This window comes from Kitasatospora sp. NPDC088779, assembly GCF_040685395.1.
Lineage (GTDB): Bacteria > Actinomycetota > Actinomycetes > Streptomycetales > Streptomycetaceae > Kitasatospora.
The window spans coordinates 137,617-163,332 of record NZ_JBFBHW010000015.1 but is presented as its reverse complement, the minus strand read 5'-3'; the positions used below and the strand labels follow the sequence as shown (position 1 = coordinate 163,332).

21 protein-coding genes are annotated in these 25,716 nt (G+C 72.1%); 12 read left to right on the top strand and 9 right to left on the bottom strand.

Going from position 1 to position 25,716, the window contains the following annotated elements; all coding sequences use genetic code 11:
* Positions 1 to 359: 359 nt before the first annotated feature.
* Together AB0P03_RS17200 and AB0P03_RS17195 are read left to right on the top strand one after the other, a co-directional pair.
* Positions 360 to 1,550 carry a peptidoglycan-binding protein gene (locus AB0P03_RS17200; protein WP_363585207.1) on the top strand — a complete coding sequence of 397 codons (1,191 nt, stop codon included), beginning with the start codon at positions 360 to 362 and terminating at the stop codon, positions 1,548 to 1,550.
* A gap of 89 nt (positions 1,551 to 1,639) precedes the next feature.
* Positions 1,640 to 2,629, top strand: a complete 990-nt coding sequence (locus AB0P03_RS17195) for an MsnO8 family LLM class oxidoreductase (RefSeq protein WP_363585205.1) — start codon at positions 1,640 to 1,642, stop codon at positions 2,627 to 2,629.
* A 73-nt stretch (positions 2,630 to 2,702) separates the two neighbouring features.
* On the opposite strand, the gene AB0P03_RS17190 is transcribed toward AB0P03_RS17195, so the two are convergent.
* Together AB0P03_RS17190 and AB0P03_RS17185 are read right to left on the bottom strand one after the other, a co-directional pair.
* Complete coding sequence (locus AB0P03_RS17190; RefSeq protein ID WP_363585203.1) at positions 2,703 to 4,265, bottom strand: APC family permease; 1,563 nt, start codon at positions 4,263 to 4,265, stop codon at positions 2,703 to 2,705.
* Between the two features lie 147 nt (positions 4,266 to 4,412).
* A complete protein-coding gene (locus tag AB0P03_RS17185) occupies positions 4,413 to 6,023 on the bottom strand; it encodes an amidohydrolase (RefSeq protein ID WP_363585201.1) in 1,611 nt (536 codons plus the stop codon).
* Positions 6,024 to 6,295: 272 nt separating this feature from the next.
* Here AB0P03_RS17185 and AB0P03_RS17180 point away from each other — a divergent pair, with 272 nt between their 5' ends.
* The 5 genes from AB0P03_RS17180 to AB0P03_RS17160 all read left to right on the top strand — a co-directional run bounded on the left by AB0P03_RS17180 (position 6,296) and on the right by AB0P03_RS17160 (position 10,034).
* On the top strand, positions 6,296 to 6,904 hold the full coding sequence (locus tag AB0P03_RS17180) for a TetR/AcrR family transcriptional regulator C-terminal domain-containing protein (RefSeq protein WP_363585199.1): 609 nt from the start codon (positions 6,296 to 6,298) through the stop codon (positions 6,902 to 6,904).
* A gap of 687 nt (positions 6,905 to 7,591) precedes the next feature.
* Entirely contained in the window at positions 7,592 to 7,975 is a 384-nt protein-coding gene (locus tag AB0P03_RS17175) for a hypothetical protein (protein WP_063350270.1), read from the top strand.
* An 88-nt stretch (positions 7,976 to 8,063) separates the two neighbouring features.
* Positions 8,064 to 9,104: a hypothetical protein gene (locus AB0P03_RS17170; RefSeq protein WP_363585197.1), complete on the top strand. Its 1,041-nt coding sequence runs from the start codon at positions 8,064 to 8,066 to the stop codon at positions 9,102 to 9,104.
* Positions 9,105 to 9,186: 82 nt separating this feature from the next.
* Positions 9,187 to 9,582: a roadblock/LC7 domain-containing protein gene (locus tag AB0P03_RS17165; protein WP_350879110.1), complete on the top strand. Its 396-nt coding sequence runs from the start codon at positions 9,187 to 9,189 to the stop codon at positions 9,580 to 9,582.
* A gap of 77 nt (positions 9,583 to 9,659) precedes the next feature.
* Positions 9,660 to 10,034, top strand: coding sequence for a hypothetical protein (locus tag AB0P03_RS17160; protein ID WP_063350272.1), 375 nt, complete (start codon positions 9,660 to 9,662; stop codon positions 10,032 to 10,034).
* Positions 10,035 to 10,105: 71 nt separating this feature from the next.
* Here AB0P03_RS17160 and AB0P03_RS17155 read toward each other — a convergent pair whose 3' ends face one another.
* The 6 genes from AB0P03_RS17155 to AB0P03_RS17130 all read right to left on the bottom strand — a co-directional run bounded on the left by AB0P03_RS17155 (position 10,106) and on the right by AB0P03_RS17130 (position 15,477).
* Positions 10,106 to 10,522, bottom strand: a complete 417-nt coding sequence (locus AB0P03_RS17155) for a DUF6188 family protein (RefSeq protein ID WP_363585194.1) — start codon at positions 10,520 to 10,522, stop codon at positions 10,106 to 10,108.
* A gap of 155 nt (positions 10,523 to 10,677) precedes the next feature.
* Entirely contained in the window at positions 10,678 to 11,805 is a 1,128-nt protein-coding gene (locus AB0P03_RS17150) for an NUDIX hydrolase (protein ID WP_363585192.1), read from the bottom strand.
* 108 nt (positions 11,806 to 11,913) lie between these two features.
* Positions 11,914 to 12,795 (bottom strand): SGNH/GDSL hydrolase family protein, encoded by an 882-nt coding sequence (locus AB0P03_RS17145; RefSeq protein WP_363585966.1) that lies wholly within the window; start codon positions 12,793 to 12,795, stop codon positions 11,914 to 11,916.
* Positions 12,770 to 13,966 carry a glycosyltransferase gene (locus AB0P03_RS17140; RefSeq protein ID WP_363585967.1) on the bottom strand — a complete coding sequence of 399 codons (1,197 nt, stop codon included), beginning with the start codon at positions 13,964 to 13,966 and terminating at the stop codon, positions 12,770 to 12,772. Before AB0P03_RS17140 ends, AB0P03_RS17145 begins: the two co-directional genes overlap by 26 nt.
* Entirely contained in the window at positions 13,963 to 15,180 is a 1,218-nt protein-coding gene (locus tag AB0P03_RS17135) for a glycosyltransferase family 1 protein (RefSeq protein WP_363585968.1), read from the bottom strand. Before AB0P03_RS17135 ends, AB0P03_RS17140 begins: the two co-directional genes overlap by 4 nt.
* A 108-nt stretch (positions 15,181 to 15,288) precedes the next feature.
* The gene (locus tag AB0P03_RS17130) at positions 15,289 to 15,477 is read right to left on the bottom strand and encodes a DUF1508 domain-containing protein (protein ID WP_063350276.1); all 189 of its coding nucleotides are present in this window, start codon (positions 15,475 to 15,477) and stop codon (positions 15,289 to 15,291) included.
* Positions 15,478 to 16,043: 566 nt separating this feature from the next.
* Between AB0P03_RS17130 and AB0P03_RS17125 the strand changes: the two genes are divergently transcribed.
* The 4 genes from AB0P03_RS17125 to AB0P03_RS17110 all read left to right on the top strand — a co-directional run bounded on the left by AB0P03_RS17125 (position 16,044) and on the right by AB0P03_RS17110 (position 22,537).
* Positions 16,044 to 20,021: a CHAT domain-containing protein gene (locus AB0P03_RS17125; protein ID WP_363629491.1), complete on the top strand. Its 3,978-nt coding sequence runs from the start codon at positions 16,044 to 16,046 to the stop codon at positions 20,019 to 20,021.
* Entirely contained in the window at positions 20,018 to 20,707 is a 690-nt protein-coding gene (locus AB0P03_RS17120) for a hypothetical protein (protein WP_363629490.1), read from the top strand. Before AB0P03_RS17125 ends, AB0P03_RS17120 begins: the two co-directional genes overlap by 4 nt.
* Positions 20,708 to 21,097: 390 nt before the next feature.
* Positions 21,098 to 21,361, top strand: coding sequence for an AAA family ATPase (locus AB0P03_RS17115; RefSeq protein WP_363629488.1), 264 nt, complete (start codon positions 21,098 to 21,100; stop codon positions 21,359 to 21,361).
* Between the two features lie 186 nt (positions 21,362 to 21,547).
* Positions 21,548 to 22,537, top strand: coding sequence for a restriction endonuclease (locus AB0P03_RS17110; RefSeq protein ID WP_363629487.1), 990 nt, complete (start codon positions 21,548 to 21,550; stop codon positions 22,535 to 22,537).
* Between the two features lie 514 nt (positions 22,538 to 23,051).
* On the opposite strand, the gene AB0P03_RS17105 is transcribed toward AB0P03_RS17110, so the two are convergent.
* Positions 23,052 to 23,255 (bottom strand): hypothetical protein, encoded by a 204-nt coding sequence (locus tag AB0P03_RS17105; protein ID WP_363629485.1) that lies wholly within the window; start codon positions 23,253 to 23,255, stop codon positions 23,052 to 23,054.
* Between the two features lie 114 nt (positions 23,256 to 23,369).
* On the opposite strand from AB0P03_RS17105, the gene AB0P03_RS17100 reads away from it, so the two are divergent.
* A complete protein-coding gene (locus tag AB0P03_RS17100; RefSeq protein ID WP_363629483.1) occupies positions 23,370 to 25,715 on the top strand; it encodes a helix-turn-helix domain-containing protein in 2,346 nt (781 codons plus the stop codon).
* The last annotated feature ends 1 nt before the right edge of the window (position 25,716 follow it).

Sequence of the window (25,716 nt, the reverse complement as noted above, 5' to 3'; positions counted from 1 at the left end):
GTCGGTTCGTCAGAATCGTGGCGGTGATGACGGTATGAGTGCTTTTCGCGCACCACCGTGGACTAGACCAGTTCCGAAGTCAACGATTGACAGAGCGGCTGCGGCGGGGTGGAATGCGCCCCCGCCCGACGGCTTTCCGGAGGCTCTCGGGCTTCCTTCCGGGCAGGGAGGAGCACGGGTCCGGCGGCACGCGGCGCGGGCCTCCGGGTCCGTACGCAAGGACGAATTCCCGTCACAGATCCGAACGGGCGCGCGAGCACGGGTGGTTCATTGCCGTGCATTGCGCCGTTGGGGTCAATCCGGAGGGCGAACCTGCCGATACCCGCAACGACGTCCGTTCGCCGCCTGGAGGAGACCGCATGTCCGACCTGTGGCTGCCCGGTGCCGAGATCCACGACCTCGGCGACCACGCGCCGACCGACCAGCAGTACCCCCCGAGAGCCATCGCCCACATCACCTGGGACCGCAACGCGACCGCCGCCGCGCCGCAGGACTGGTGCACCTACGAGGACCTGGTGAACTACTTCACCGGCAGCGGCGCCGGCGACGCGCCGCACCTGGTCTGGGACCCGTTCAGCGGCCGGATCGCCCAGCTGTTCCCGGCCGACTCCCGCTCGAAGAGCCTGCTCAGCCCGACGACGAGCCCGACCCGCACCAACCGGGCCGGGCGCGTGGTGATCCAGATCGAGGCGGTGTTCTTCCCCTACTGCACCTACCAGGGCACCGTGTACCCGCGGCTGGTCGACACCCCGTGCGCGGGCTGGGACCGGATCCACGCCTGGATCGCCTCCTGGGGCGTGCCCGACGTGTGGCCGATGGGCCGGCCGGTCGACTTCACCAGCGACCGCGACGAGCAGGTGTGGGAGGCCAGCGGCGGCTGGTACGCACACGCCCACGTCCCGTTCAACGACCACACCGACCCCGGCTCCTGGCCCGACTTCACGGCCGGCCCCGGCACCCCGATCCCCTCGCCCTCGCAGCACCCCCCGGCGGACCCGACCCCGGCCCGGTACCAGACCACCATCAACGGCCTCCCGTACGGCTACGGCGCCCAGGGCTACCAGGTCACCGTGGTCGGCCGGGGGCTCGTCGCCCAGGGCTTCGGCGCCCACTACCGCTCCGGCCCCGGGCCGAACTGGAGCGACGCGGACACCGAGAACTACGCGGACTACCAGCGGAGTCTGGGCTACTCCGGCCAGGCGGCGGACGGCGTGCCGGGGGAGAGCTCGCTGCGGCGGCTGCTCGGCTACCTGCCCGGTCCCCGGACGGTGTCGCTCGCGCACGTCGTGGCGGCGGCCCGGACCGACCCCGGCGCCGAACAGGGGCACCGGACGTACGGCGCCGAGGTGGCGATCGTCGAGCAGGCCCTGGCGGACGAGGGGCTGCTCGAACAGCGCTGGGTGGACGGCTCGTTCGGCAGCCTGACGGTCACCGCCTACGCCGGGTGGCAGCGCCGGTGCGGGTACGCCGACGCCGCCGCGGACGGGATCCCGGGGCAGGACTCGCTGCACCGGCTGGGCGCGGCACAGGGCTTCGCCGTCACGGACTGACCGGGGCCCGTCCGTACCGGGGCATGGCGGAGGGGGGAATGCCCGGCTCGGCGGCGGGCGTTGTCCACCGCGTGACCAGCGCTGCGCCCATGACCAGGCTCTCCGTCCTCGACCGCTCCCGGACCAGACGGGGCGAGGAGCCGGCGCAGGCGTTGCGGGACACGGTGGCCTTCGCCCGCGAGGCCGAGCGGCTCGGGTACCACCGCTTCTGGGTCTCCGAGCACCACGGCGTGCCCGGGGTGGCGGGATCGGCGCCGACGGTGCTCGCCGCGGCGGTGGCGGCGGCCACCACCCGGATCCGGGTCGGCACGGGCGGGGTGATGCTGCCCAACCACCAGCCCATGGTGGTGGCCGAGCAGTTCGGGGTGCTCGCCTCGCTCTTCCCCGGCCGGATCGACATGGGGCTCGGCCGCTCGGTCGGGTTCACCGACGGGGTGCGGCGGGCGCTGGGCCGGGAGAAGGACTCCGCGGACGACTTCGGCGCCCAGCTGGCCGAACTGCTCGGCTACTTCGACGGCTCGCAGCAGGCCCACCCCGGCGTCCACGCCCGCCCGGCCGAGGGCCTGCGGGTGCCGGCCTTCGTCCTGGCCACCGGTGCGGGCGCCGACCTGGCGGCCGACGCCGGGCTGCCGCTGGTCATCGCCGCCGTCCGGGGAGAGGAACGGATGCTCGCGGCGATCGACCGCTACCGCAGCCGGTTCCGCCCCTCGGCGCAGGCCGCCGAGCCGTACGTGGTGGTCTCGGGCACGGTCGCGGTCGCCGGGAGCGCCGACCGGGCGCGGGAACTGCTCGTTCCGGAGGCGTGGTCCGGCGCGTACTCCCGCACCCACGGCGAGTTCCCGCCGCTGGCGCCCGCCACCGAGATCCTGGCCCTGCCGATGAGCCCGCGCGAGCAGGCCGCCTACGAGCAGTCGCTGAAGGGCCACATCGCGGACACCCCGGAGCGGGCCGTCGCCGAACTCGCCGCCCTGGTGGCGCGCAGCGGCGCGGACGAGTTCCTGGTCACCACCAGCACCTACGACCGCGCCGCCCTCCTCGACTCCTACCGGCTGCTCGCCGAGGCGGTCGGCCAGGCCTGAGGCCGCCGGCCGGGGCCGAGGCGGGTGGGCCAGCCCTGCGGCGCCGCCTTGCTCGGCCCGTCGACCTCCGAGCTCAGCCCGCGTCGACCTCCGACATCCCGAGCCGGGCGTACACCTCGGGCCGCCGCGCCCGCAGCCGCAGCGCGATGGCGACGCCCGTCAGGAACACCACCGGCACGATCGCCACCAGCGGCCAGTTGACCTCCGGTCCGGCATTGGTGAACAGGTCCAGCCGCCACACCACCAGCGCCGTCGCCCCGCACAGCAGCACGGTGGCGGCGACCGGCGCCACGACCGTCCGGAACGCCCCGGCGCTCGCGGCCGCCTCGCGATTGCGACGGAAGAAGGCGTACACGGACAGCCCGGCGAGCGCCTGCAACACCAGGATGCCGACCACGCCGGGGGAGTTCACCCAGAGGAAGAACTGGTTGTACGGGTCGGCCCCGATCAGCGCCGCCACCACGACGGCCACCGCCGCCAGCACCGACTGCGCGATGCCGCCGATCCACGGGGAGCCATGGCGCGGGTGGACCCGGCCGAGCGCGGCCGGGGCGGCCTGCTCGGTGGCGAGGGCGTAGCCGTAGCGGGTGATGGTGTTGTGGAAGGCGAGCAGCGCGGCGAGCAGGCTGGTCACGATCAGCACCCGCTGGAGGTCGGTGGCCCAGGCGCCGACGTAGTCGGTCATCGCGGTGAAGAACATCCCGGCCGGGTCGGCGGTGGCGGTCGCGACGGCCTCGGTGGCGCCGAAGGCCTGCACGATCATCCAGGTGATGAAGGTGTAGAAGAGGCCGAGGAAGGCGATCGCCGCGTAGGTGGCGCGCGGCACCGTCCGCCGTGGTTCGCGGGCCTCCTCGCGGTAGATGGCGGTGGCCTCGAAGCCGATGAACGCGGCGAAGGAGAGCCCGAGCACCCCGCCCATGCCCCCGGAGAACACGTTGTGCGGGGCGAACGAGGACAGGTCGAGCCCGTGCGCGCCGCCGCGCACCAGCACCGCCACGGCGAGCACGAGCAGGATGCCGGTCTCGGCGATCAGCAGCGCGCCGAGCACCTTCGCACCGAGGTCTATCGAGCGGTAGCCGAGGAGCCAGACCACCGCGACGCCGAGCAGCGCCCAGACCGGCCAGGGCAGGTCCAGGCCGAGCAGGTCGGCGGCGGTGGTGTGGGCGAAGAAGCCGAAGGCGCCGTACATGCCGATCTGGATGGCGTTGTACGAGAGCACCGCGAGCAGCGCGGCGCCGAGCCCGGCGGGGCGGCCGAGGCCGCGGGTGACGTAGGCGTAGAACGCGCCGGCGTTGCGGATGTGCGCGGTCATGGTGGTGAAGCCGACCGCGAAGAGGGCCAGGATGACGCCGGTGGCCAGGTAGGCGACGGGCGTGCCGATGCCGCCGAAGGCGATCGCGAACGGTGCCACGCCGGCCATCACGGTCAGCGGTGCGGCGGCGGCCACGACGAAGAAGACGATGTCGCCGGTGCCGAGCACGCCGCCTTCCAGGCGGGCGGGGCCGGTGGAGCCGGCGGTTGCGGTGCCGGGCCCGGTGCTGTCGGGCCCGGTGTCGGGCCCGGCGCGGCCGGTGCCGGGGCCGGTGCGGGGGGAGCCGGGTGCGGTCGGGGAGGCCGCGTCGGAGGGCAGGGTCATGGGGGAGCTCTCCTGGGGTCGTACGGACGAGGGTAGAGCGGTCGGCCGCCGATCGGGTGCGGGCGGTCGACGGGGACCGGACGCCGTGGGGGGCGTTTCGGCGGGCGGGTACGGGGGGCCCGCCCTGGGTCAGTGCGTGCGTCGGCTTCAGTGGGTGCGTCGGCCGCCGAGCCAGGTCCCGGCCACCGGGACGGCGGCCAGCTCGTCGGCCGGCACCGCGTAGGGGTCGGCCGCCAGGTGCACCAGGTCGGCCCGCATCCCGGGCCGCAGCACGCCCCACTCCGCCTCCTCGAAGGCCTGGTGCGCGACACCCGCCGAGTACGCGGCGAGGGCCTCGGTGAGGCCGATCCGCTCCTCGGGCAGCCAGCCGCCGGCCGGCAGGCCGTCCGGGGTCTGCCGGGTGACGGCGGTGGCGAGACCGGCCAGCGGCTCGTACCGGGTGACCGGCCAGTCGCTGCCGAAGGAGACCCGGGCGCCACCGCGCAGCAGCGCGGCGATCTGGTACTGCCGGGCGCCGCGCTCGGGGCCGAGCCGGGGGAGGGTGAGTTCGGTCATCAGCGGGTCGGTCTGGGCCCACAGCGGTTCGAAGTTGGCGATCACGCCGAGTTCGGCGAAGCGGGGCAGGTCGGCCGGGTCGACCAGCTGGACGTGGGCGATCACCGGGCGGCGGGCGCGCAGGCCGTTGCGGCGGGTGGCGGCCTCGACGGCGTCCAGGGCGATCCGGACGCCGTGGTCGCCGATCGCGTGGATGTGCGGCTGGAAGCCGAGCGCGTCGACGGCGGTGACGGCGTCGGCCAGTTCGGCGCCGGTCCAGTTGGCGACGCCGTGGGAGTGCGGGCAGTCGCTGTAGGGCGCCAGCAGGGCGGCCGTCCCGGACTCGACGACGCCGTCGGCGAAGAACTTGACCGCCCGGGCGGTGAGCCGGCCGCGCCCGCCGGCCTCGACCCGCTCCCGGTCGGCGGCCAGGGCGGGGAGCCGTGCGCGCCAGCCGTCCGGTTCGAGCAGCAGGGCGAGCCCGGCCCGGACGGGCAGATCGTGCTCGGCGACGGCGGCGAGCCAGGTGTCGACCTGCGCGGGCTCGATCCAGGCGTCCTGGAGCCAGGTGAGCCCGGCGGCGGCGAGTGCGGCGGTGGTCTCGCGCAGGGCGGCGACCTGTTCGGCGAGCGGGGGCGGCGGGACGAGCGCGAGGACGGGGTTGAGGGCGCCGAACTCGCGCAGGGTGCCGAGCGGGGAGCCGTCCGGGCGGCGGACGATCTCGCCGCCCACGGGGTCGGGCGTGTCCGGCCCGTACCCGGCGCGGCGCAGCGCCTCGCTGTTGGCCCAGCCGGTGTGGTGGTCCATGGTGCGTAGCAGGACGGGCCGGTCGGGGACGGCGGCGTCGAGCAGCCGGGCGTCGAACAGGCCGCCCTCGGCGAGCCACGGATTGACGGCGTCCCCGGTGATCCACTCGGCCTCGGGGTGCCGGGCGGCCCAGGTGCGGACGGCCTCGACGACCTCCTCCAGGCTGGTGCAGTCGCGCACCGGCACGCCGCGCAGCCCGATGGCGCCGAGCAGCGGGTGGAGGTGGCCGTCGCCGAAGGAGGGCAGCAGGGCGCCGCCGGCCAGGTCGACGGTCTCGGTGCGGTCGTCGCGCAGGGCGAGCGCCGGGTCGCCGAGGGCGGTGATCCGTCCGGCGGTGACGGCGAGGGCGTGGGTGGCGGGGTGGGCGGGGTCTCCGGTGTGGATCCGGCCGCCGGTGAAGATCGTGTCGGCACGCATGGGGGAGCGTCCTCTCCGGGTCGCGGCAGGTGACGAGGACGACCTGCCTAAACCGAATGGGGTTCGGTTACCGTAGGCGCGGCACCGGCGGGTGCGGAAGAGTTTTATTGAAAGCCATTCAGTAACGCTTGGGTAACGATGATCTTGAGGGTTCTCCGGAGGGCTCTCCGGCCCCTCGCCCTCCCGAAGATCCTCCGGAAGGCTTCCTGAAGGACTCCCCGAGGGCCCCCGAAGGACTCCCCGAAGGACTCCCCGAAAGACGAGGAACCGGCATGGCCAGGCCGCGCACACCCCTGCTGGACCGGCAGCGCATCGTCGACACCGCGTTGCGGCTGGTCGACGAGGCGGGCGACCTCACCATCCCCGGCCTCGCCGGCGCCCTCAAGGTCAGCCCCTCCGCGCTCTACCACCACGTCGCCGGCCGGGCCGAGATCGTCGCCCTGATGCGCGCCGAACTCGTCCGCACCATCGGCGAGCAGTCGATGTGGGACCAGCCCTGGGACGCGGCGCTGCGCACCTGGGCGCACGCCTACCGGGACGCCTTCGCCGAACACCCCGGCATCGTGCGCCTGCTCGCCACCGCCCCGCTCGCCGAACCGTTCATGCACGCGCTGTACGAGCGCGCCGTCGCCACCCTGGAGGGCGCGGGCTTCGCCGCACGGGATGTGATGGGCGTGATCACCGCCCTGGAGAGCTTCATCCTCGGCTCCGCCCTCGACCTGGTCGCCCCGGACGTCATGGTCGACGCCGTCGACCGTGACGCCACCCCGCGCCTGGCCGACGCCCTCGATGCCGTCCCCGCCGGCCGCGAACGCGCCGACCGGGCCTTCGAGCTGGGCCTCACCGCCCTGATCGCGGGTTACCGGGCGCTGCTGCCCTGACCGCCCTCCGTGCCGGGGCTGTCGGGGTCGCCGCGCCGGGGTTGGGTCGCCGCCGTTCCGCCGGGTCCGGTCCCGTTCCTCCCTCCGGTTTCTGAGCAGGCGTGATGACCTGCTAATGTTCTTCTCGTCGGGAGGGAAACAACCTCCCGAACAGGCGTCAGCGGTGCTACCAGAGCACGTCCTACTTTCAGTAGGAAGAGTCCGTGCGACCCGGGCCTGGCGCTCCACCCGAAGGGGCTCGTTCCGTCCAGCGGAACGGGCCCCTTCGTCATGCCCGGGGCCCCTTCGTCATGCCCGGGGCTCCTTCGTCATGCCCGAGGGCCCCGGCGGCAGTCGGGCGGCGACCCGGTGGTGTAGACCTGCTCGCCCGGTCCTTCTATCGCATGACGGCGGTCGAAACCCTGCCGTGCGGCCGGTTCTCGGCCAAGCTCCCCTGCCAGGTGGTCGGCGGGTGGCGGTGGACTGCGGGCCGCGACCGTCCCCGGGCCAGCGGGTTCGCCCGGCGGCGATGGCTGACGCCTCGTCATACCTTGGCCGGAAGTGGATGCTACTGATGTGAATATGCCATTGGAATGTTCGTCATATGGAATCCGGCAGTAGCCTTCCGTGTCGAGCCCGCCACTGCTGGTGGCGGCCCGGCCGTGCCGTGCTGCGCCCGGCTGCCCAGACCCCCTCGAAGGAGCCGGTGTGCCGGGTATCGACGAATGCCTCGCCGGAGCGATGTCGATCTCCGGGGCACGCTCCGCGAGCCTGGTCGACTGGAGCAGCGGACTCGCGCTCGGCAGCCTCGGCGAGTGCCCGACCGGCGACCACGAGACCGCGGCCGCCGAGACAACCGACTTGGTACGGGCGGCCGTTGAGAGCCAGACCTTCACCGGGGCGGAGGACCGGCGGTCGCCGTTACAGGACGTCATCGTCACCGCCGGCCGCAGCTACCACCTCATCTGCTTCATCGACACCGTCTTCGACAGCCGCCTCGTCCTCCACCTCTGGCTCGACCGTGCCCAGGGCAACCTCGCCGCCGCCCGCTACCGCCTCCAGGCGCTCGCCGAGGAACTGGTGCTGGGGTGAACGGGACGCCCACCGCGGCCATCGGGTTTCGGCCAGCACGCCGGACGGGCCGCCCCCGCCGCCCGCGCTCCACCGGCCGGTGGCCCGGATGACCGCCGCGCCCGCCGCCGTCCGCCCGCCCGCACCGCCGCAGACCCCCGGCGAGGCCCTCGGCCTGCTCGCCGCCCGCCGCGCCACCGGCGCCCTGCGCGGCCCGCTCGGCAGCCTGCACCTCGTCGACGGCCAGGTGGCCCACGCCGACTCCCCGCGCGCGCCCGGCCTGGCCGAACTGCTCACCGGCTGCGGCCGGATCACCCCCGGGCAGTGGGCGGAACTGCTCCGGCTCCACGGCCCGCGCGCCCGGGTCGGTGAGGCCCTGGTCGAACGGCGGCTGCTCACCCGGGGCGAGCTCGAACTCGGCCACCTGGGCACGCTCTTCGACGCCGCGTTCTTCGTCCTCGCCGACCGGACCGGTGGCGTCTGGCGGTTCGAGCCCGACGCCCGGCACTGGCTGGGCCCGGTGGCCACGGTCGACCCCGGCCGGCTGCGCCGCGAGGTCGAGCGCCGGGGCCGGCTGCTGGAACGGATCTGGCCCTGGCCGCAGCTCGACACCGCTCCGGTCCGCCCGGTGGTGCCGGTCCCACGGCCGTCGAACCGCCCGCCCGGCCGTCGCCGGCGCGAACTGCTGGACCACGCCGACGGCCGAAGAACCCCGGCGGACCTCGCGCGCCTGCTCGGCCGGTCCGGCTTCGGCGTCACGGCGGACGTCCGTCGCCTGGCCGCCGCCGGGCTGCTCGCCGCCCCGCGGCACGCCGCGCCGGCAGTGGCACCGAGCGCTGCGACATCCGTGGCACCCGCGACATCCGTGGCACCCGCGACGCCTGTGGTACCTGGGGCGCCGAGGCCCGCGACGCCCGTCGCGGAAGCCGAGGCGCCGGCCCCCGAGGCGTCGGCCCCCGCCCGCCCGCCGGGAGGCCTGCACCGCCGGGTCCCCGGCGCCACCCTCACCGGCGCCACGCCGTCCGGTCCCGTGGCCCCCACCCACTCCGATCACCCGCCCACCACGGCCACGGCCCACTCGCTGGCCGTCCCCGACCCGGACATCGCGCTGCTGACCCGGGTCCGAACCCTTCTGGAGGCCCGACTTTGAACCACTCTCCACCCGCGACCCCGCCGTCCCGGCCATGAGGCGGGCGCTCAAGCAGCGTGTCGGAAGGAGACAACTGATCGCCTTGGAGACCGAACTGCTCGCCGAGCTCCGCGCCGTCAAGCAGCGCGTCCCGCACCTCGCGGGTGGCCTGGTGGCCAGCGTGGACGGCCTGTTGGTCGCGCACGACACCCACGGGGCGGAACCCTCCGGCCTGGCCGCGATGACGGCGGCCTCGCTGTCGCTGGCCCAGCGGCTCGCCGACACCACCGGCCAGGGCGAGTTCCGCGAGTCGCTGGTGCGCGGCGAGCACGGCTACGTCGCCACCTACGCGGCCGGGGGCAGTTGCGTGCTGGCGCTGCTGGCGCACCCGGACGTCAATGTCGGCCGGCTGCACCTGGAGGCCCGCCGCTCGGCCCAGCGGATCGCCGGGCTGCTCAGCGACAGCCTCCTGCCCAAGGACCCCCGCGACCCGGCCTGACCGGCCTGACCGGTCAGGCCCCCGGCCCGACCGCACCTACCACCCCAGCACACCACCACCGAAAGGGAGTTACCCAGATGACCGACGCAGCCGGCGCGCTCAAGCAGGCCATGACCAGCATCGAGGGCGCCATCGGCGCGGCACTCGTGGACTACAACAGCGGCATGGCGCTCGCCACCCTCGACGGCCCCGGCGGGCTGGACCTCAACGTGGCCGCGGCGGGGAACACGGACGTGGTTCGCGCCAAGATGCGCACCATGGACATGCTCGGCCTACAGGACGGGATCGAGGACATCCTGATCACCCTCAGCAGCCAGTACCACCTGATCCGGCCGCTCGCCGGCCGCACCGGCAAGGGCCTCTTCCTCTACCTGGCGCTGGACAAGGCGCGGGCCAACCTGGCGATGGCCCGCCACCAGCTCACCAGGATCGAGGCCGACCTGGAGGTCTGACAGGCCGGACAGCTTGGACAGGCGGACAGGCCGGAGAGTCCGACCGGACGACGCGTCGGCCCGGCGTCGGCTCAGGCCGCGCCGGGCGCCGTCCACCGGACCTCGCCGCCCGGCAGCGCCGCGCACATCGCCCCCTCCGCGGTCTCCACGCTCCACGGCGCGAGCTGCGCGTGCGGCGGGACGGACAGCGCGCCGCCCTCCGCGAAGGCCAGCTCCAGGCCGCCGGCGAGGGTGATCTCGGCGGTGTCGACGGTCCGGCCGACGAGCGCGAGCAGGGTGCCGGTCGGGCGGATGGTCAGCGCCGGAAAGTAGTGCTCGACCTCCGCCGGGGCGGTGAAGGAGGGCGCGGCGAGGCGGAACTCGTGCGCCACCCGGACGGTCACCGGCCCGTCGAGGGTGAGGTCCAGCCGGTCGCCGCCGCTGACCGACGCCACTCGCCGGCCGGCCAGCGCCTCCGTGATCCCGTGCTGCGTGATCCCGTTCTGCATGGCCCCAGTGTGACCCACCCGACCCGGCCCTGTCCGCCCTGCCCGACAGCCCCGTCCGACCAGCCGGTCCGACCAACCCACCCGGCCGGTCCCCCCCCCGACTCGCCCTCCTGAACCCTCCTGAACCCTCCTGAGCTCGCCCGGCCCGCCCGCCGCTACCCGGCGGTGCGTCCGCGCACCAGCTCGGCCGGCCCGCCCGCCCGCTCCCGCGCGGCCAGCGCGGCGGCCGTCCGGGCCCAGGACGGGCCGGTCAGCAGCGCCCGTGCCTCGGCGGGGCCGCAGAGCCGCCACTCCACCAGCTCCTCCTCCGGCAGCGCGATCGAACCGAGCATCCGCTCCGTTACCGTGCCCCCGTCGAACACGGACACCAGCACGGCGGTGTCCCGCCCGGTCGCCGGGTCGGCCTCCGGGTCGGCGGCCGACCCGGGCTGCCAGTCCAGCGCCAGCAGCCGCCCCGGTTCGACCTCCCAGCCGAGTTCCTCGCGGATCTCGCGCCGGACGGCCGCCCGGGGCAGTTCCCGGTCCGCCTCGATCCCGCCGCCCGGCAGCGTCCAGTACGGCACCCGGCCGCGCGGCCCGTCCCACGGCCGCAGCCGGACCAGCAGGACCCGCCCGGCGTCGTCGGTGAACAGGGCCCGGGCTTTGGCCCGGATCCGCGGGCGGGTGGCGATGTAGGTGGCCCGGTCCATCGGCGGCTCGTACCCGGGCCCCGCCGCCGGCCCGCCGGGGGCGGGGCCCAGGGCGGTGACCCCGGCCAGCCCGGTGTACGCGGGCGGCGGTTCGTCCGCCGGCAGGTGGTCGAGGGTGTGCCCCACGGGCCTGCTGTCCTCCAGCTCCAGCGGACCGGCCGACCGCGGCGCCCGCAGGCAGGCCGTGACCCGGCGGGACAGCAGGGGCGGCAGCGCGTGGCCCGCCTGGTCCGGGGTCAGCCAGGCCCAGCCGCCGACCTCCGCCGCGTCCGGCCGGATCGCCGCGGCCTGTTCGGCGGTGAGTGGCTGCGCCCAGTACAGGTACGCGGCGATCGGCGGCCGGAAGTGGTCGAGCGTCCAGTCGACGCAGGCCAGCGGCCCCAGCCGGGGCGTGAACCCGAGTTCCTCCACCACCTCGCGCAGCGCGGTCTCCCGTGGGGACCGGTCCTGCGGCTCCCACCCGCCGCCCGGGATCGCCACCGGATGCTTCCGGTCGTACGGCAACCGCACCACCAGCACCCGCCCCCGCCCGTCCGGGAACAGCACCCCCGCCGCCGCCAGCAACTCCCGCCCGCTCCCGGATGACGCGTCCACCGCTGCTCCCTCCGTCAGGCCCGGTTCGAAGGCCGTGTCCCCCCGACGACTCGGCGGACCCCTTTCATGGTTCCCCCCACGAGCCGTCCTAGCCGAGCCCTCGCCGCCTCACCCCAGTGACGCGAGGGCCTGCGCCGCCGCGCGGGCCATCTGCTCGTCGTGCCGCCCGTTGGACCCGCGCAGCCGGGCGATGCCTTCGGCCGCCGCCAGGGCGAGCAGTCCGGGCAGCAGGTCGGTGCTGCGGGCGGCCACCCAGCGGGTGCCCTGGGTGGCCATCCACCACAGGTCGGCGGCCCGGCCGGGTGGGGCCTCGGCGGGGGTGTCGACGGGCGGCGGGCCGAGGGGGTGGCCGGCGGCGGCGAGCAGCTCGTGGAACCCGCGGGCGATCAGGTGGTGGCCCTCGGCGCTGGGGTGCAGCCGGTCGACACTGAGCAGCCGACGCTGCGCGCACCAGGGCAGCTCGGCGATGTGCAGGTGCACCGCCCGGTGCCGGGCGGCGAGGGCGTGCACGACGGTGTTGACGGCCTGCATCCGCCGCGCCAGCGGTCGGGCCAGCGGCGCGGGCAGGCGGAGCAGGGTGCCCGGATCGGGTAGGCAGGCGGTCAGCAGGACGGCGCCGTGGCTGGAGAGTTCGCCCAGGGTGGCGTCCAGATCCAGGGTGGTGCGCCGGATGTCGAAGCCCGCCCGCAGGGTGTCGTTGCCGCCGACCACCACGGCCGCGAACCGTGGCCGTAGCGCCAACGCGGAAGGGAGTTGACGATTCGTCAGGTCGGTGGTCAGGGCGCCGCTGCACGCCAGGTTGGTGAACTCGACGCCGCCCTCGGGTGCCAGCGACCGGGCCAGGACGGCGGCCCAGCCGCGCCATCCCTCACCGACCGGGTCCCCGACCCCTTCGGTCAGCGAGTCCCCGAGCGCGACGAACCGCACCGGCCCGCCGGTGACCGGCCGGCCGTCCGCGGACCGGTCACGCCCGGTGCCGAGCACGCTCATCCCAACCCTCCTCCACCGCGCCGGGGTTCCGCACGCCGTGGGCCGCGAGGAACGCGGCCACCGCGGCCGGCCAGCCGTACCGCTCGGCCCGGGCCCGGGCGCCGGCCCGCCGCGCCTGCTCCGGGCGCGCCAGCAACTCCCGTACCGCCGCGGCGAATCCGGCGCCGGTGTCGGCGGCGGCCACCCCGGCCAGGCCGATCAGCCCGGGCAGCGCGGAGGAGCGGCTGACCGCCACCGGTGTCCCGCAGGCCAGCGCCTCCAGCGCGGCGAGCCCGAAGGTCTCCACCGGCCCGGGCGCGAGCACCACGTCCGCGCAGCCCAGCAGCCGGGCCAGTTCCTCCCGCCGGCCCAGGTGCCCGAGGAGGCGCACCGGCAGCCGCAGCCGCTCCGCCCGGGCCGCCAGCCGGTCCCGCAGCGGTCCGGTCCCGGCCACCACCAGGACGGCCGGCAGCCCCCGGGCCCGCAGTGCGGCCAGCGCCTCGACCGCCCGCTCGGGCCGCTTCTCGGCCGAGAGCCGGGAGCAGAGCACCAGCAGCACGTCGTCCGGCCCGCAGTACCGCGCCCGCTCCCGGGCCCGCGCGGCCGGCGGCAGCGGGCGCATCGCGTCCAGGTCCACGCCGAGCGGGGCCCGGGCCAGGTTGGGCGCGCCGATCCGCCGGAACTCCGCCGCCGCCCAGTCGGTGGTGCAGAGCACCGCGTCGTACGTACGGGCCGTCGCCGCGTTGAGCCGGTCGGCGGCCGCGTCGGCGAGCGGGCGGGGCAGCCCCCAGGTGCGCAGCACCCCGACGGCGCTCTCGTGCGACACCATCACCGAGCGGACGCCGTGCCGCCGGGCCCAACTGCCGGTCCAGCGCAGCGTGGTGCGGTCGGACACCTCCAGCCGGTCGGGTTTCAGCCGGGTCAGTTCGGCGGCCACCGCCCGCCGGTCGGTGAGCACCCGGTAGCCGCCGCTGGCCGGCAGCACCGGCCCGGGCAGGGTGACCACCAGGCCCTGCTCGCCCTCCTCCTCGCTGCGCCGCTCCCCGGGCACGATCAGCACCGGCCGGTGCCCGGCGGCCAGATAGCCGGCACCGAGGTGGCGCAGCGCGGTGCGCAGGCCCCCGGAGACCGGGGTGACGAAGTTCGCGAGCCGCACGATGGTCAGCGGTTCGCGGTCGGCGGTGTCCGTCATGCCGGCAGCTCCTCCACGACGGCGACCGGCTCGACGACCGCCGGGGGAGCGGAAGGGGGAGCCACCGGTGTGCCGCGGTGCTCGGCGAGGACCTCCGAGTAGTGCCGCAGCAGCAGGTCGCCGACCGCCTCCCAGGTCCGCGCGGTCACCTCGGCCCGTCCGGCGCGCCCGTACGCGGCCCGCCGCCCGGGGTCGGCGGCCAGTTCCGCCACCGCCCGGGCCACCGCGGCGCCGTCCCGGGGCGGCACCAGCAGGCCCGTCCGGTGGTGCGCGACCAGGTCCAGCGGGCCGCCGGCGGCCGGGCCGATCACCGGCACGCCGCTCGCCATCGCCTCCTGGATGGTCTGGCAGAAGGTCTCCAGCGGGCCGGTGTGCACGAACACGTCCAGGGTCGCGAAACAGCGGGCCAGTTCCTCGCCGGTCCGGCGGCCGAGGAACACCGCGCCGGGCATCGAGGCCCGCAGCCCGGGCCCGGACGGCCCGTCCCCGATCACCACCACCCGCACCCCGGGCAGGGCCGACGCGGCGGCCAGCAGGTCGACCCGCTTCTCGGGCGCCAGCCGCCCGACGTACCCGACCAGCACCTCCCCGCCCGGGGCGAGCGCCCGGTGCAGCGCCTCGTCCCGGTGCCGGGGGTGGAACCGCGCCGAGTCCACCCCGCGCGGCCACAGCTGCACCCTGGGTACTCCGTGCGCGGTGAGGTCCTGGGCGGCGGGGGTGGACGGCGCCAGCGTCCGGGCCGCGGCCCGGTGCACGGCCCGGATCCGCCGCCAGGCGGCTGCCTCCCCGAGGCCCCGCCCGGCCCGGTAGGCGTGCGCGTACCCGGCGAGGTCGGTCTGGTAGACGGCCACGGCGGGGACGCCGAGGCGGGCCGCGACCTGCACCCCGCGCGCGCCGAGCACGAACGGGCTGGCCAGGTGCACGATGTCCGGCCGGTGCCCGGCGACGGCGGCCGCCAGCTGCCGGCTCGGCAGCGCGATCCGCACCTGCGGGTACCCGGGCAGCGGCACCGACGGAATGCGCACCACCGGCAGCTCCACCGCTTCGGAGCCGCCGAAGGTGTGCGGCGGGCACGCGGCGCCCCGCGCGGGTGCGGGGGTGACGACGAGTGGCTGGTGGCCCCGGCGGACCAGATGCTCGGCCGTCCGCAGCACGCTGTGGGCGACTCCGTTGACCTCGGGCGGAAAGGATTCGGTGACGATGACGACGCGCATGTCGGTGTTCTGTCCGCGCCCGGCGTGCACCCGGCCAAAGGGATCTGTCGTAGAAGCGAACGCGGGTCGGCGATTTGCATCGCCGACCCGCTCCCGCACCGCGCCGCCTCAGTGCGACCCGGCCGCCTCCTTGAGCTCCGCGTACGGCGCGAGCTTGCGGAGCGACTCGATGCTCCTAAGGCACTCGTCCTTGCTCTCGTGCGGGTCCCCGGTGACGATGACCGTCCCGTTGCTCGCCTTGAGCCGGAAGCGGTGCATCCCGCTCTCGTCCTTGTACAGCTCGAATTTCCCGGCCATGCCGAAACAGCCTTTCGCTCAGGTGACCCCCTCGATCGAAAGGTAGGGCCAAACCCTTTGGAGTGCAGGACAGTTGGCCCAGCCGGGTGGCATCCATTCGAGTCGCGGAGCCGGGTACTGCCTGGCCGCTGTTGGGGCCGTGAGGTCAGCCGGTGCACATGGCGAGTTCTGGGGGAATGAGCTTCGGGAGTGGCGATGGCTGGTGGTTGCCTGTTGGGCGGGGCCCAGTCCGGAGCAGCTAGTCACGGAGAGTGAAAGGTGGTGTAGCGGCCATCAGGCGAGTTGATCTCCGCAACCCGCGCGAGCGCGGGGCTGGCTGCGTAGGAGCTGGAAGACTGCGCGGCCGAACCGTAGGTTGCCCCAGCCGGCCTCGGCGATGGGGAGCCGGTGGTGGCATTTCGCCGCCATGTGGGTCGGATCGTGTCACGATGGCGGTTGGTCACTACGGGGGAGCCATGCGGGACGCGCTTGTCGAGGACTTGAAGGCTCGGGTTGCCGAGCACGCCTACCGATCGGAGACAGAAGCGCTACTCGACGAAGCGGGGCGCGAGTCTGCCATACGACTCATGGCCCTCGTCGCCGAGGAGGTTCAGGCGTCACGCAACGTCGACACCGAGGCTCTGTACACAGCGGCTGCGTTCCACTGGGCGCGAGCACTTGTGCTTGGTGATGGTGATCGCGCGCAGGGGGAGCACGAGACGGCGATCCATCTCTTCGGCCTGCTATTTCTTGCGGACCACAGGAGGGTCCCGCGTGAGCTCTGGCCCAGGCTGGTACAGGAGACCGGACACGATCCGTGGTTCGATCCGCTTGAGCATGTGGCCGACCTGGTGGTGGAGTTCGAGAAGCAACAGGACTGGGCTGCTCTGGATGAGGCTCTTGAGCTGCTTCAGCGCATTCCCCGGAGTGGGGACGGTGCGTACCACGACACCCTGATGGGCTTGGCCCATCAGTACCGTGCGACGGCGCTGGCTCGGGACGACCGGTCGCGACTGGCCGACGCGGACCGGGCCGTCGAGCTGTTGAGGGCTGTGGCGGCGTTGTCGGAGCACTCGGCTTCGCGGACCGCCACGCGTCTGCTGACCCTCGGCAGTGCCCAGGTCGGCCGCTTCGAACTGACCGGAATCCCGGCGGATCTGGTCGATGCCGCGCATTCGTATCGTCGGGCCCTGGAGCTGGCGGCACCGGGGTCCACCGAGCAGGTGTCGGCAATGATCGGCGTGGGGACGGGGTTTGGCCGTCGGGCCGAGCTCCCGGGCACCGAGCGGAGCGATGTGGTCGCCCAGTTGCGGGAGGCGGTCGACTGGCTGCGTCGGGCAGCGGACCTCGATCTGGAGCACGGCCGGCGCCCGGATCTTGTGAACCTGGCCAAGGCGACCGGGCTGTTGCTGGAGCACACGCTCCGGCTGAGGCGCGCAGGCGACGCCGTCACCGGCCGGGGCACACAGGACGCGTCGGCTCCAGCACCGCCAGCGACTGAGGCTGAGGCGGCGCAAGCACGTCGTCTGATCGCCCTCGGCGACGAGGTGGACCAACGGGTTGTCACCGTGCAGGAGGCTCTGCGGTGGGTTGGCGAGTTCGGTAGCGAACTGTCGGAGGCCGCCGTGCGGATCGTGGCGGCGGTGGCCGTCGACCTGGTCACGCTTGGTATGCCCCGGCGAGCGGTTGCCGTGCTGGCCCTGACCTTGGCAGCGGCTGAGCGGCGTTGGGGGACCGATCGGGACGGCCCGTGGTGGTTGCTGGCGGACGCGTACGTCGAGGCGGCTCGGCTGGCCCTGGCCGAGCAGCCGGACGCGGCGCTGTTCCAGCACGCGCGCGAGGTGGCCGGCCGGCAGATTGACGAACTACGCGGTCGTGACGCCGTGCAGGATGTCGCTGAACTCGCCGAGACCCTGTTCGCGGACGGCCTGTTGTGCCTGACCCCGTACACCGGGGGGCTGGCAGACCTGTCGTTCGCCTCGGCCCAACAGCTCCGGCGTGACCGCGAGGCCCGGCACATGGGTGTCCACACCGCTCGCTGGGAGGGCGTCACCATGCCGGACCCGCGGCATGCGCTCGAGGAGGCCGTGGCCCGGCTCGGGGAGGCGGCGGCGCTAGCCACCGGCCACCGGCGTGGCCGAACGCTCAAGGCCCTGGTCGAGGCTCTCTCCATGCTCGCCGGCTTAACCGGGACCTCGTACGACCAGGAGGTGAGGGCGGCGGTCAGGGAGGCAGTCGGGACCCTGGACCCGTTCCGCGATCCGCTCGGCTACCTGTACCTGTTGCGGATTCTCGCCCTGCTCGGTGAGCTGGTCTTGCCCCGCGAGCTGGACGGCCTGCTCCCGGTCCCGCTGGACGAAGTCCGGGAGCGCCAGGGCGAGCACGAGGCGGCTAGCCTGTTTACCGAGGCATTGGTCCTCGCGGCAGAGACGGGGCACCGGGATCTGGAGGCCGCACTCATCGAGGCTGCTGACGGGGCGGGCCTCAGGCTCCGGAAGCCCGACCAGCGGCGGGCGCGCTGGACCAGCGAGGTGCACCTGCTCCACGAGGACACGCTCGACTGCCCGATGCCGGGCGGGATCCGGGCCATAGCGGAGGAGCTCACAGCAGACCGGACCCGGGGGCCGGCGGAGCGGGCCGCGGCGCTCGTCCACCTTGCCGCGCACTCCGGCGAGGGCGACGAGCAGGCCCTGGGCCGAACCCTGATCCTGGAGGCCGCTCGATCGGCTCCGGACTGGGTGGACCAGCACGTTGAGATGGTGGCGAACCTGTACGGCCGCTTGTCCTACGACCTGGCCGTGCGCGCCGATCGCGCGGCGAACTGGGTGGCGGCAGCCGAGTGCTTCGCCGTGGCCGGCGCACAGTACATGATGTGCGACCAGGAGGATCTGGCGCTCGACGCCTTCGAAGCCGGTTTGGCCTGTGTCCGGCGCTGTGACCATCCGGTGGCGAGCAGTGCTGCCAGCGCACTGCTCAGCAGCATGACTTCGCTCCGAACGAGCACGGACGAGGGAATCGCCTGGAAGCTCCGAGAGCTGTACCTCTCCCTCGGCCACGTCCTCTCTTCGCACGCCCGCGTCGATGCGGCCACCGTTCTTCTTCTGCACCAGGTGGCCAAGGGCATGCATTTCGCGATCGCAGCCGAACGCTCCGGTCCGTTCACCCCGTCACCTGCGCTCGCTGCCGCGATCGACCGGGCGAGCCTCGACGCCGCCCAACCACCGCCTGCGGAGCGGCCGCTGAGCCCGGATGACGCCATCCTCTGTTACGTCGGTACCGGCGAGGCCGAACCCGAGAGCGGCCCTGACGCGCGGCAACGCAACCTGCAGCGGGCCGTCGACCGCCGGATCAGCATAGAACTCCACCAGGCCCGGAACCTCTCGCGAAACTCCCTCCTGAGCCTGGACGAAGTCCAGGCGCTGCTCCCGGAGGACACGGTGCTGCTGTCGTTGTTCCTCGGGCAGTTCCCGGGACCGAACGCGACGGACATCCGAACCGGGACGGTGGGTCTGGCGGTGACGCGCGAGGAGGTGCGCCTGCGGACCGTCGCGTTCAACGACGTCGGCGGCGACCTGCTCCGCCTCACCCGCGGTCTCCATACGATGCTGATCCACCCGGTGGCCGGCCCTGTTTCCGTGCTGAGACAGGCCGTTACGGCCGATCCGCTGCACCGCGTGGTGAGCCGTGAGGCGGGCACCGCCCTGGAGTACGCCGGCGCACAATGCCTGGCCGGTTTCACAGAGCTGATGGGACATTGGCAGGCCCAAGGCAAGCGGCATCTATGCATCTGGCCGAACGGGCCACTCCACTTCGTCCCTTTTCCGCTGCTTCCCGCCGCAGACGGGCTGGTAGCGGACGAATGGACCGTGACACAGCTCTCGAGCCTCGCCTTGCTCCGTACCGCCACCACCGCGGAGCTGACGCCGCCCGCTGCACGCCATGAGCTTGTGGCGTTCGGGTCGGCGACCGGCGGCGTGCGGCACGGCTTGGGCGCCGAGACGGCGTTGGAGCACCATGCGTCTTCGGTGGCGGCGTCGATGGGTGGCCGAGCCGTGCTCGGAGCCGCCGCCACGCCCAGCCGCTTCCTGAACGAGCTCGGCACCTCGCGCTACGTGCATGTGGCTGCGCATGGCGCGCACAATGAGTGGGCCTCCTGGTACCAGTGCCTCTTCCTGTCACCCGATCCCGACAACGACGGCCGGGTTTTCGCGCACGACGTTCTGAGAACCGACCTGCGTGGCGTCGAACTCGTCACCATGAGCTCGTGCGAGTCGGCCCTGGGCCGCTACGACATGAACGACAACCTGCGCGGCCTGCCGGCAGCCTTCCTGGCCGCGGGCGCCTCGGCCGTCATCGGATGCTTGTGGCCGGTCCATCCGGACGTGGCCACCGACTTCTTCGCTGAGCTATACCGACAGCTCTGTGGAGATGGTGATCGTCGGTCCGCATTCCGCTCTGCCCAGTGCCACACACGCACCAAGTACCCCGCATACCGGGACTGGGGTTCGTTCTGTTTCATCGGCGACTGGCGCACGCCGGACACACCTCAAGGAGTAGCGCAGTGAACCACGTCAGCATCGACGCACCAGTCTTGTGGGATGTCGAGCTCTCTCAGGTGCCGCGACTCAACACCCCGACTACGTCAGCCCCGTTGCGGGGGCGAGTGTCCCTGGGGGTGGCTGCGGTGCGTCGGCTCACGGCCGAGCAGGCGGCCCAGGGGGACGAGGAGTGGCTTGACTTCCTGGAGTCGGAGTCCGCCCACAGCGACTACCTGCTCCTCAGCCTGGTCTGCGCCTTCCGGCCGTCCGACAACGACGACCCGTTCGTCGACGCCGGCCTCGGCATCCGCTTGGAGGCTCCCGACGAGCCTGCGGACCGACAGCCGATCGCCTGGTCCATTGCCCCGAAGAAGCGCCTCGCTCCCGGCGGTGGAGTGGGCGGCCGGATCGCGCTAACAGCCAAACTCGCCATCATCGAGTCCACCCTGGAGGTCAGCCCCAGTCAGCAGCACGAACAGCTGTTCCTCGTGGGTATGGGTGAGCGCGACAGCGATCCCGAATGGCGGTTCAAGGCGACAAATGCGGTCCCCTTGATCGGTGACGAGACGTTGACCGTCGTGGTCAAGGCCCCAACCGGAGCGGCCGTGCGGGCCCACGTCTCCATCGCGGCAACGGTCAGGCAGCGGCGCCTGGGCTTGCTTCCCTACCGCGCGAACCTGCCGTCCGCGCTACAGACAATCGACCTCCAGTAAACTACCTATCCGAGCCGTGCGATCGGCGTGCCGTCGCAGCGAGCTACGACTAACGGAGTGCGTCAGCGATGCATGAGCGGACGGCGCGGCACATGCCGGTGTGGGTGAGATCGTGGATCACAGCGCAACGTTCTGACCTGTGAGTTCGTCACCAAGTGATCGATGATGGCAGCAGCCAACGCGATCACTTTCGGGCTCGAAGTGCCCCGCCGCTCACGTTGATGGCTGCGTCGCTCAATTCAGTCTCGGGCTCGACGGCAGGCCCCCACAGGTGCAGCGGCTTCGACTGGCGGGCTTCTGGCATGCCCGGGGGGCTAAGCTCAGCTTTAACTACTGCACGAATTCGGCTTGTTGCCGCGTGCGGTTCCAGCGAGTGCAGCTGGAGAGCAGATGCGCCTGTCCAAGATCCGCATTCAGAACTTCCGGAACTTCCGCGACACCACCATCGATCCTTTCCCCACGCCGGCGGTCATCCTGGGGGAGAACGGGGTAGGCAAGAGTAACTTGCTACACGCGCTGCGCCTTGTTCTCGACCCGATCACAGCCGCCACGCTGTCCAACATGGCGACGGACGTGATGCTGACCTCCGACACCCGCCAGTGGGTCGCCGAGGCGCCGTTGATCACCAGGCGTTGCCCGAAGGTCACTCAATGACCAGCAATGCCACAATCCGTCGAGCGAAGTGCCACTCACCTGACAGACGTCACCTCCCCTTGTGCTGCCAGGCTGACCATCGTCCCAGCCTGGCCACCGACATCGCAAGTTCAACCTGAAGTGGCCAACTCGTGCTTGAGCCAGGACCCCTGAGTGACTGTCAGTGCTGACCGATAGCCTTGGGCTGTGGAAGATCTGACAGCTGGACTGTTCGACGAGCTGATGGACTTGGGTGGCTGTGGTGTCTATGACAGACATCTCGGCGAGACGGAGGCCCTTGGCAATCGTGGCGAGCTACTCCCGTTGGTGATCACGTCTCTCCGGCGCATCAGCAAGGGGGTCGGATGGATGCCCCCGCAAGGGGAGTACTCAGCGAAGCTCATCGGCACCGTGGCTTTGACTGAGACCCTCTTGAACATTTCGACCCAGGTGCAAGGGCACATGGGCTTTGTCGCCGAGGAAGCGACGCCCGTGATGGTTGCCTGTGAGGACTATTTGCGTGAGCGGCGAGGCGAGGTCCACTACTGGCTGAATTACGAGGACCAGCAGCTCTTTGAGACTCGCCGCCGTCTGGGTGAGCTTGAGCGTAGGTATTGGGACTCCCGAGCTGAGCGGTGCCGGGAGCGAAGTCGGCAAACGAAGAGGCCCAAGTTTGTCCCCTTGGTTGAACATCGTGACACGTTGACAATGATGGAATCAGAGATCATGCAGGCGGCAACACGTATGAGCACGCTGCTTGAAAAGCAACCCGCTGTACTTTTTGAACCTGGCGGTAGTGTCACCGCTGCTGTAGTCGATAGCCTCACCCCTACTGCCTTTGAACGGCTTGTGTCCGCGCTGTTGGAGCGCGACGGCTTCACCGTGCACCAGGCCGTCGGTCGCTCTGGTGATGACGGTGCTGATGGCATCGCCACCGGCCCCATGAAGCAGCTGTTTGTGGTGCAGGCAAAGCACACTGCCCACCGTCGCAATGTCGGTCCGGAAATCGTGCGCGAGGTAGCGGGAGCGGCCTTCCAGATTCACAACGCCGAGGTCGCGCTGGTGGTCACGAACGGGGGCTTCACGCGAGGGGCTGCCGCTACTGCGGAGCGGGCGCGAGTGCGGTTGGTTGACCGTTACCGACTCCTTCGCTGGGCCGAGCACGGAGAGTCGTTGGTAAGGGTTCTGAGCAGCTGACAGGGATCGCCAGGTGGCCGGCTACTCAGGTTGAACTCGCGATGTCGGTAGTCAGGTTGGGGTGATGGCCAGCCCAGTCCCGGCTAGGGAACCGTTGATGAGGTGGGGGCGGTACTGGATCTTCCGTAGCCCTCGTTCGGCCGTTCGCACCAGGTGGTCAGGGTCGCGAACGCAACGTTGGCCAGGAACCCCGTCGTAGCAGCGACCAGATCCCTCGGTGGGGTTGAGGCCGGGGGCGTACCCAGATGGCCGCCTGTCCCGTAGGTGTGCCGAAGCCCTCCCGGCCGGGCCGAGGACGACCGCCCGGCCGCAAGAACTCCCAACCGATCCCTCGCCATGACGTCCACACGGTCGGTAAAGCAGGCATCGCGACGTCGTCTACGAAGAAGAAACCCAGGCCAGCAGCCAAAGGTTAAGGATCCGGCTAGAACCGAGCGGTAGCCCGACCACCGGCTGGTTGTGCACATGGACCTCGGCGCTGGTTGCCGGGCGGGCGCGCGGTTCGTGTGCGCCTTCAGTTGAGGAGGAATGGGGACAGGGCGCCGGCGATGGCGGCGGCCAGGGTGAGGACAGCAGCGAAGGTGGTGGCACCACGCATCAGCGCCGCCGGATAAGTGGCTCCGTCGATGCGGGCCAGCACGCCTGCCGCTGCAGCAGCCAGGAGGGCGAGCGCCATGACCAGGACGAGGGAGAGCAGCACGATAGCGATCCGGTTCACGACGATCTCCTTGAGAGGGGGAGGTGTTGACGTGATCGACGATCGCGGAAGCGTTGTTCACCGTGGTCCGGCTGGACGATGATGAACACTGTTGAACACCGGGGAGGGGGCCGTGTGGGCGGGATCGATGAGCAGGTGGTGGCGCGGGCTGAACTGTGTGATCGGCTGGAGGGCGGCCTTGCCCGTCGGCGACTGACGAAGACTCAGCTCGCTAATCGCGTCAAGCTGAGCCGCACCACCGTTCATACGGCCTTCCAACTCACCGGCCCTGTCCCGTCAGCTGCCACCGTTGCGGCACTCGCCCGTGCGCTGTGCCTGTCGGCAGACGAGCTGCTGGGGCTTCGACGGGTAGCAGCAGGTGAGGCCGAACTGGCGCACGGTGTGGAGGAGGGCCTGGGCAGGCCGATCGCCGAGTGGGACCCGCACGACCTGGAGGTTCACCCTGCGGGAACGGTCACGGTCTTGGGCGGCTCCAGTGCCCGGGTGCGTCAGGTGCTGCCCGGCTATGTCGGGCGTGAGCACGACAAGGTCCTGACCGAGGCGGTTCGCGACACCGAGCAGGGCCGAAGCCGGATCGTGGTGCTGGTCGGATGGTCGTCCACCGGCAAGACCCGCGCCTGCTGGGAGGCGGTCCAGCCACTCGGAGAGAACGGGTGGCGGCTATGGCACCCCAACGATCCGATCCGAGCCGAAGCCGCTGTCGCCGACCTCGAGCGCGTCCAGCCCCGCACGGTGGTGTGGCTCAACGAGGCCCAGCACTACCTCGGCGATCCCCAGCGCGGCGAGCGGATCACCGCCGCCCTCCACAGCCTCCTTACCGACCCCAACCGCGCTCCGGTCCTCGTCCTGGGCACCCTCTGGCCCAACTACTGTGATCAGTACACGAAACTGCCCTTCCCGGGCGCGGCTGATCCGCACAGCCGAACCCGCGAACTCCTCGCCGGACGCACCTACACCGTGCCAGAAGCCTTCGACAGCGAGGCGCTGCGGAAAACCGACGACCTCGCCCGGGCCGGAGACCAACTGCTCTTCGATGCCCTGACCCGTGCCCGCGCCCACGGACGCGTTGCCCAGGACCTCGCTGGCGCCCCCGAACTTCTTCGCCGCTACGAACATGCCACCCCAGCAGCCCGGGCCCTGCTGGAAGCGGCGATGGACGCCCGGCGCCTCGGCGTCGGCCTCCACCTGCCACAGGCATTCCTGACCGAGGCCGCCACCGACTACCTCACCGACGACGAATGGGATCGACTCACCGAGGACTGGATCGAGGCCGTCGAAGCCGCGTACACCGATCTCGCCATCGAAGTTCACGGCAAACACGCTCCGCTGCGCCGCACTACCCCTCGTGCCCAGCGCCGCCCGCCAGTCACGACGGAACCTGTTGGGAAGTCTGCCCCAGAGGTGGAACCGGTCTTCCGTCTTGCCGACTTCCTCGAACAGTACGGCCGCACCGACCGCTACATGCTGTGCCCCCCCGCCTCGTTCTGGCATGCAGCGCACACCCACCTCACCCAGCTCGACGTCCGCGGAAAGCTTGCCGTTGCTGCCAAAATCAGGCATCGCCTGCAGTGGGCTCACCATCTGACGTCTCACACCGTCGATCCGGATACGGCCGAGGCCATCCTGCAGAAGGCGCCGCCGTGGCAGGACGCAGTGGATCGGCAGACTGCCGACGACATCATCCGTATTGCCGCCGAGGCTGGCTTCTACTTCGACCCGACCAACATGGCACGGCTGCGGGAATGGGATGGGGATTGGCAGGGTGCCGAGACCATGTACCGGAAAGGCGCTGACGAGGGCGATCTGAACGCCTTTGCAGGTCTGGCGCGGTTGCGGGAGGAAGCCGGGGATCGTGAGGGCGCCGAGGCTGTGTATAGGGAGGCCATAGACAACGGGCACGTGTTCGCGTATTTGCGCTTGGCGCGGTTGCGGGAGGAAGCCGGGGATCGTGAGGGCGCCGAGGCTCTGTATCGGCAGGGCGCTGACGAAGGCGACTTCCACGCCCTCTCCGACTTGGCACGGTTGAGGGAACGGGCTGGAGAACGCATGGATGCCGAGGCACTGTTTCGGCAGGCTGCTGATGCAGGCGACGAGGCCGCTTTGGTATGTCTGGCTGTGCTGAGAGACAGGGCCGGAGATCGGGAAGGCGCCGAAGCCCTATGCCGACAGGTTGGCAGAGCTCGTCTCCTGATAATGCTGGCGTGGGGGCGGGAAGTGTCCGGTGATCGGAAGGGCGCCGAAGCGCTCTACCGGGAGGCTTCCGATGTGGGCATCACCGCCAGCGACTATTGGGATCCCGGGTCACGTCACATGTACACGTTCGAAAGTCTTGTGTCTGAGGGAAATAGGACAGAGGCTGCAATCCCTGCGCCGTGGTCTGGCCTGGTTCCTGGCTTTTTCAAGGAGAGATGGCCCTACGGCCTGGGCCCGGACGGGACACCAACCGCTCCATGGCCATGAG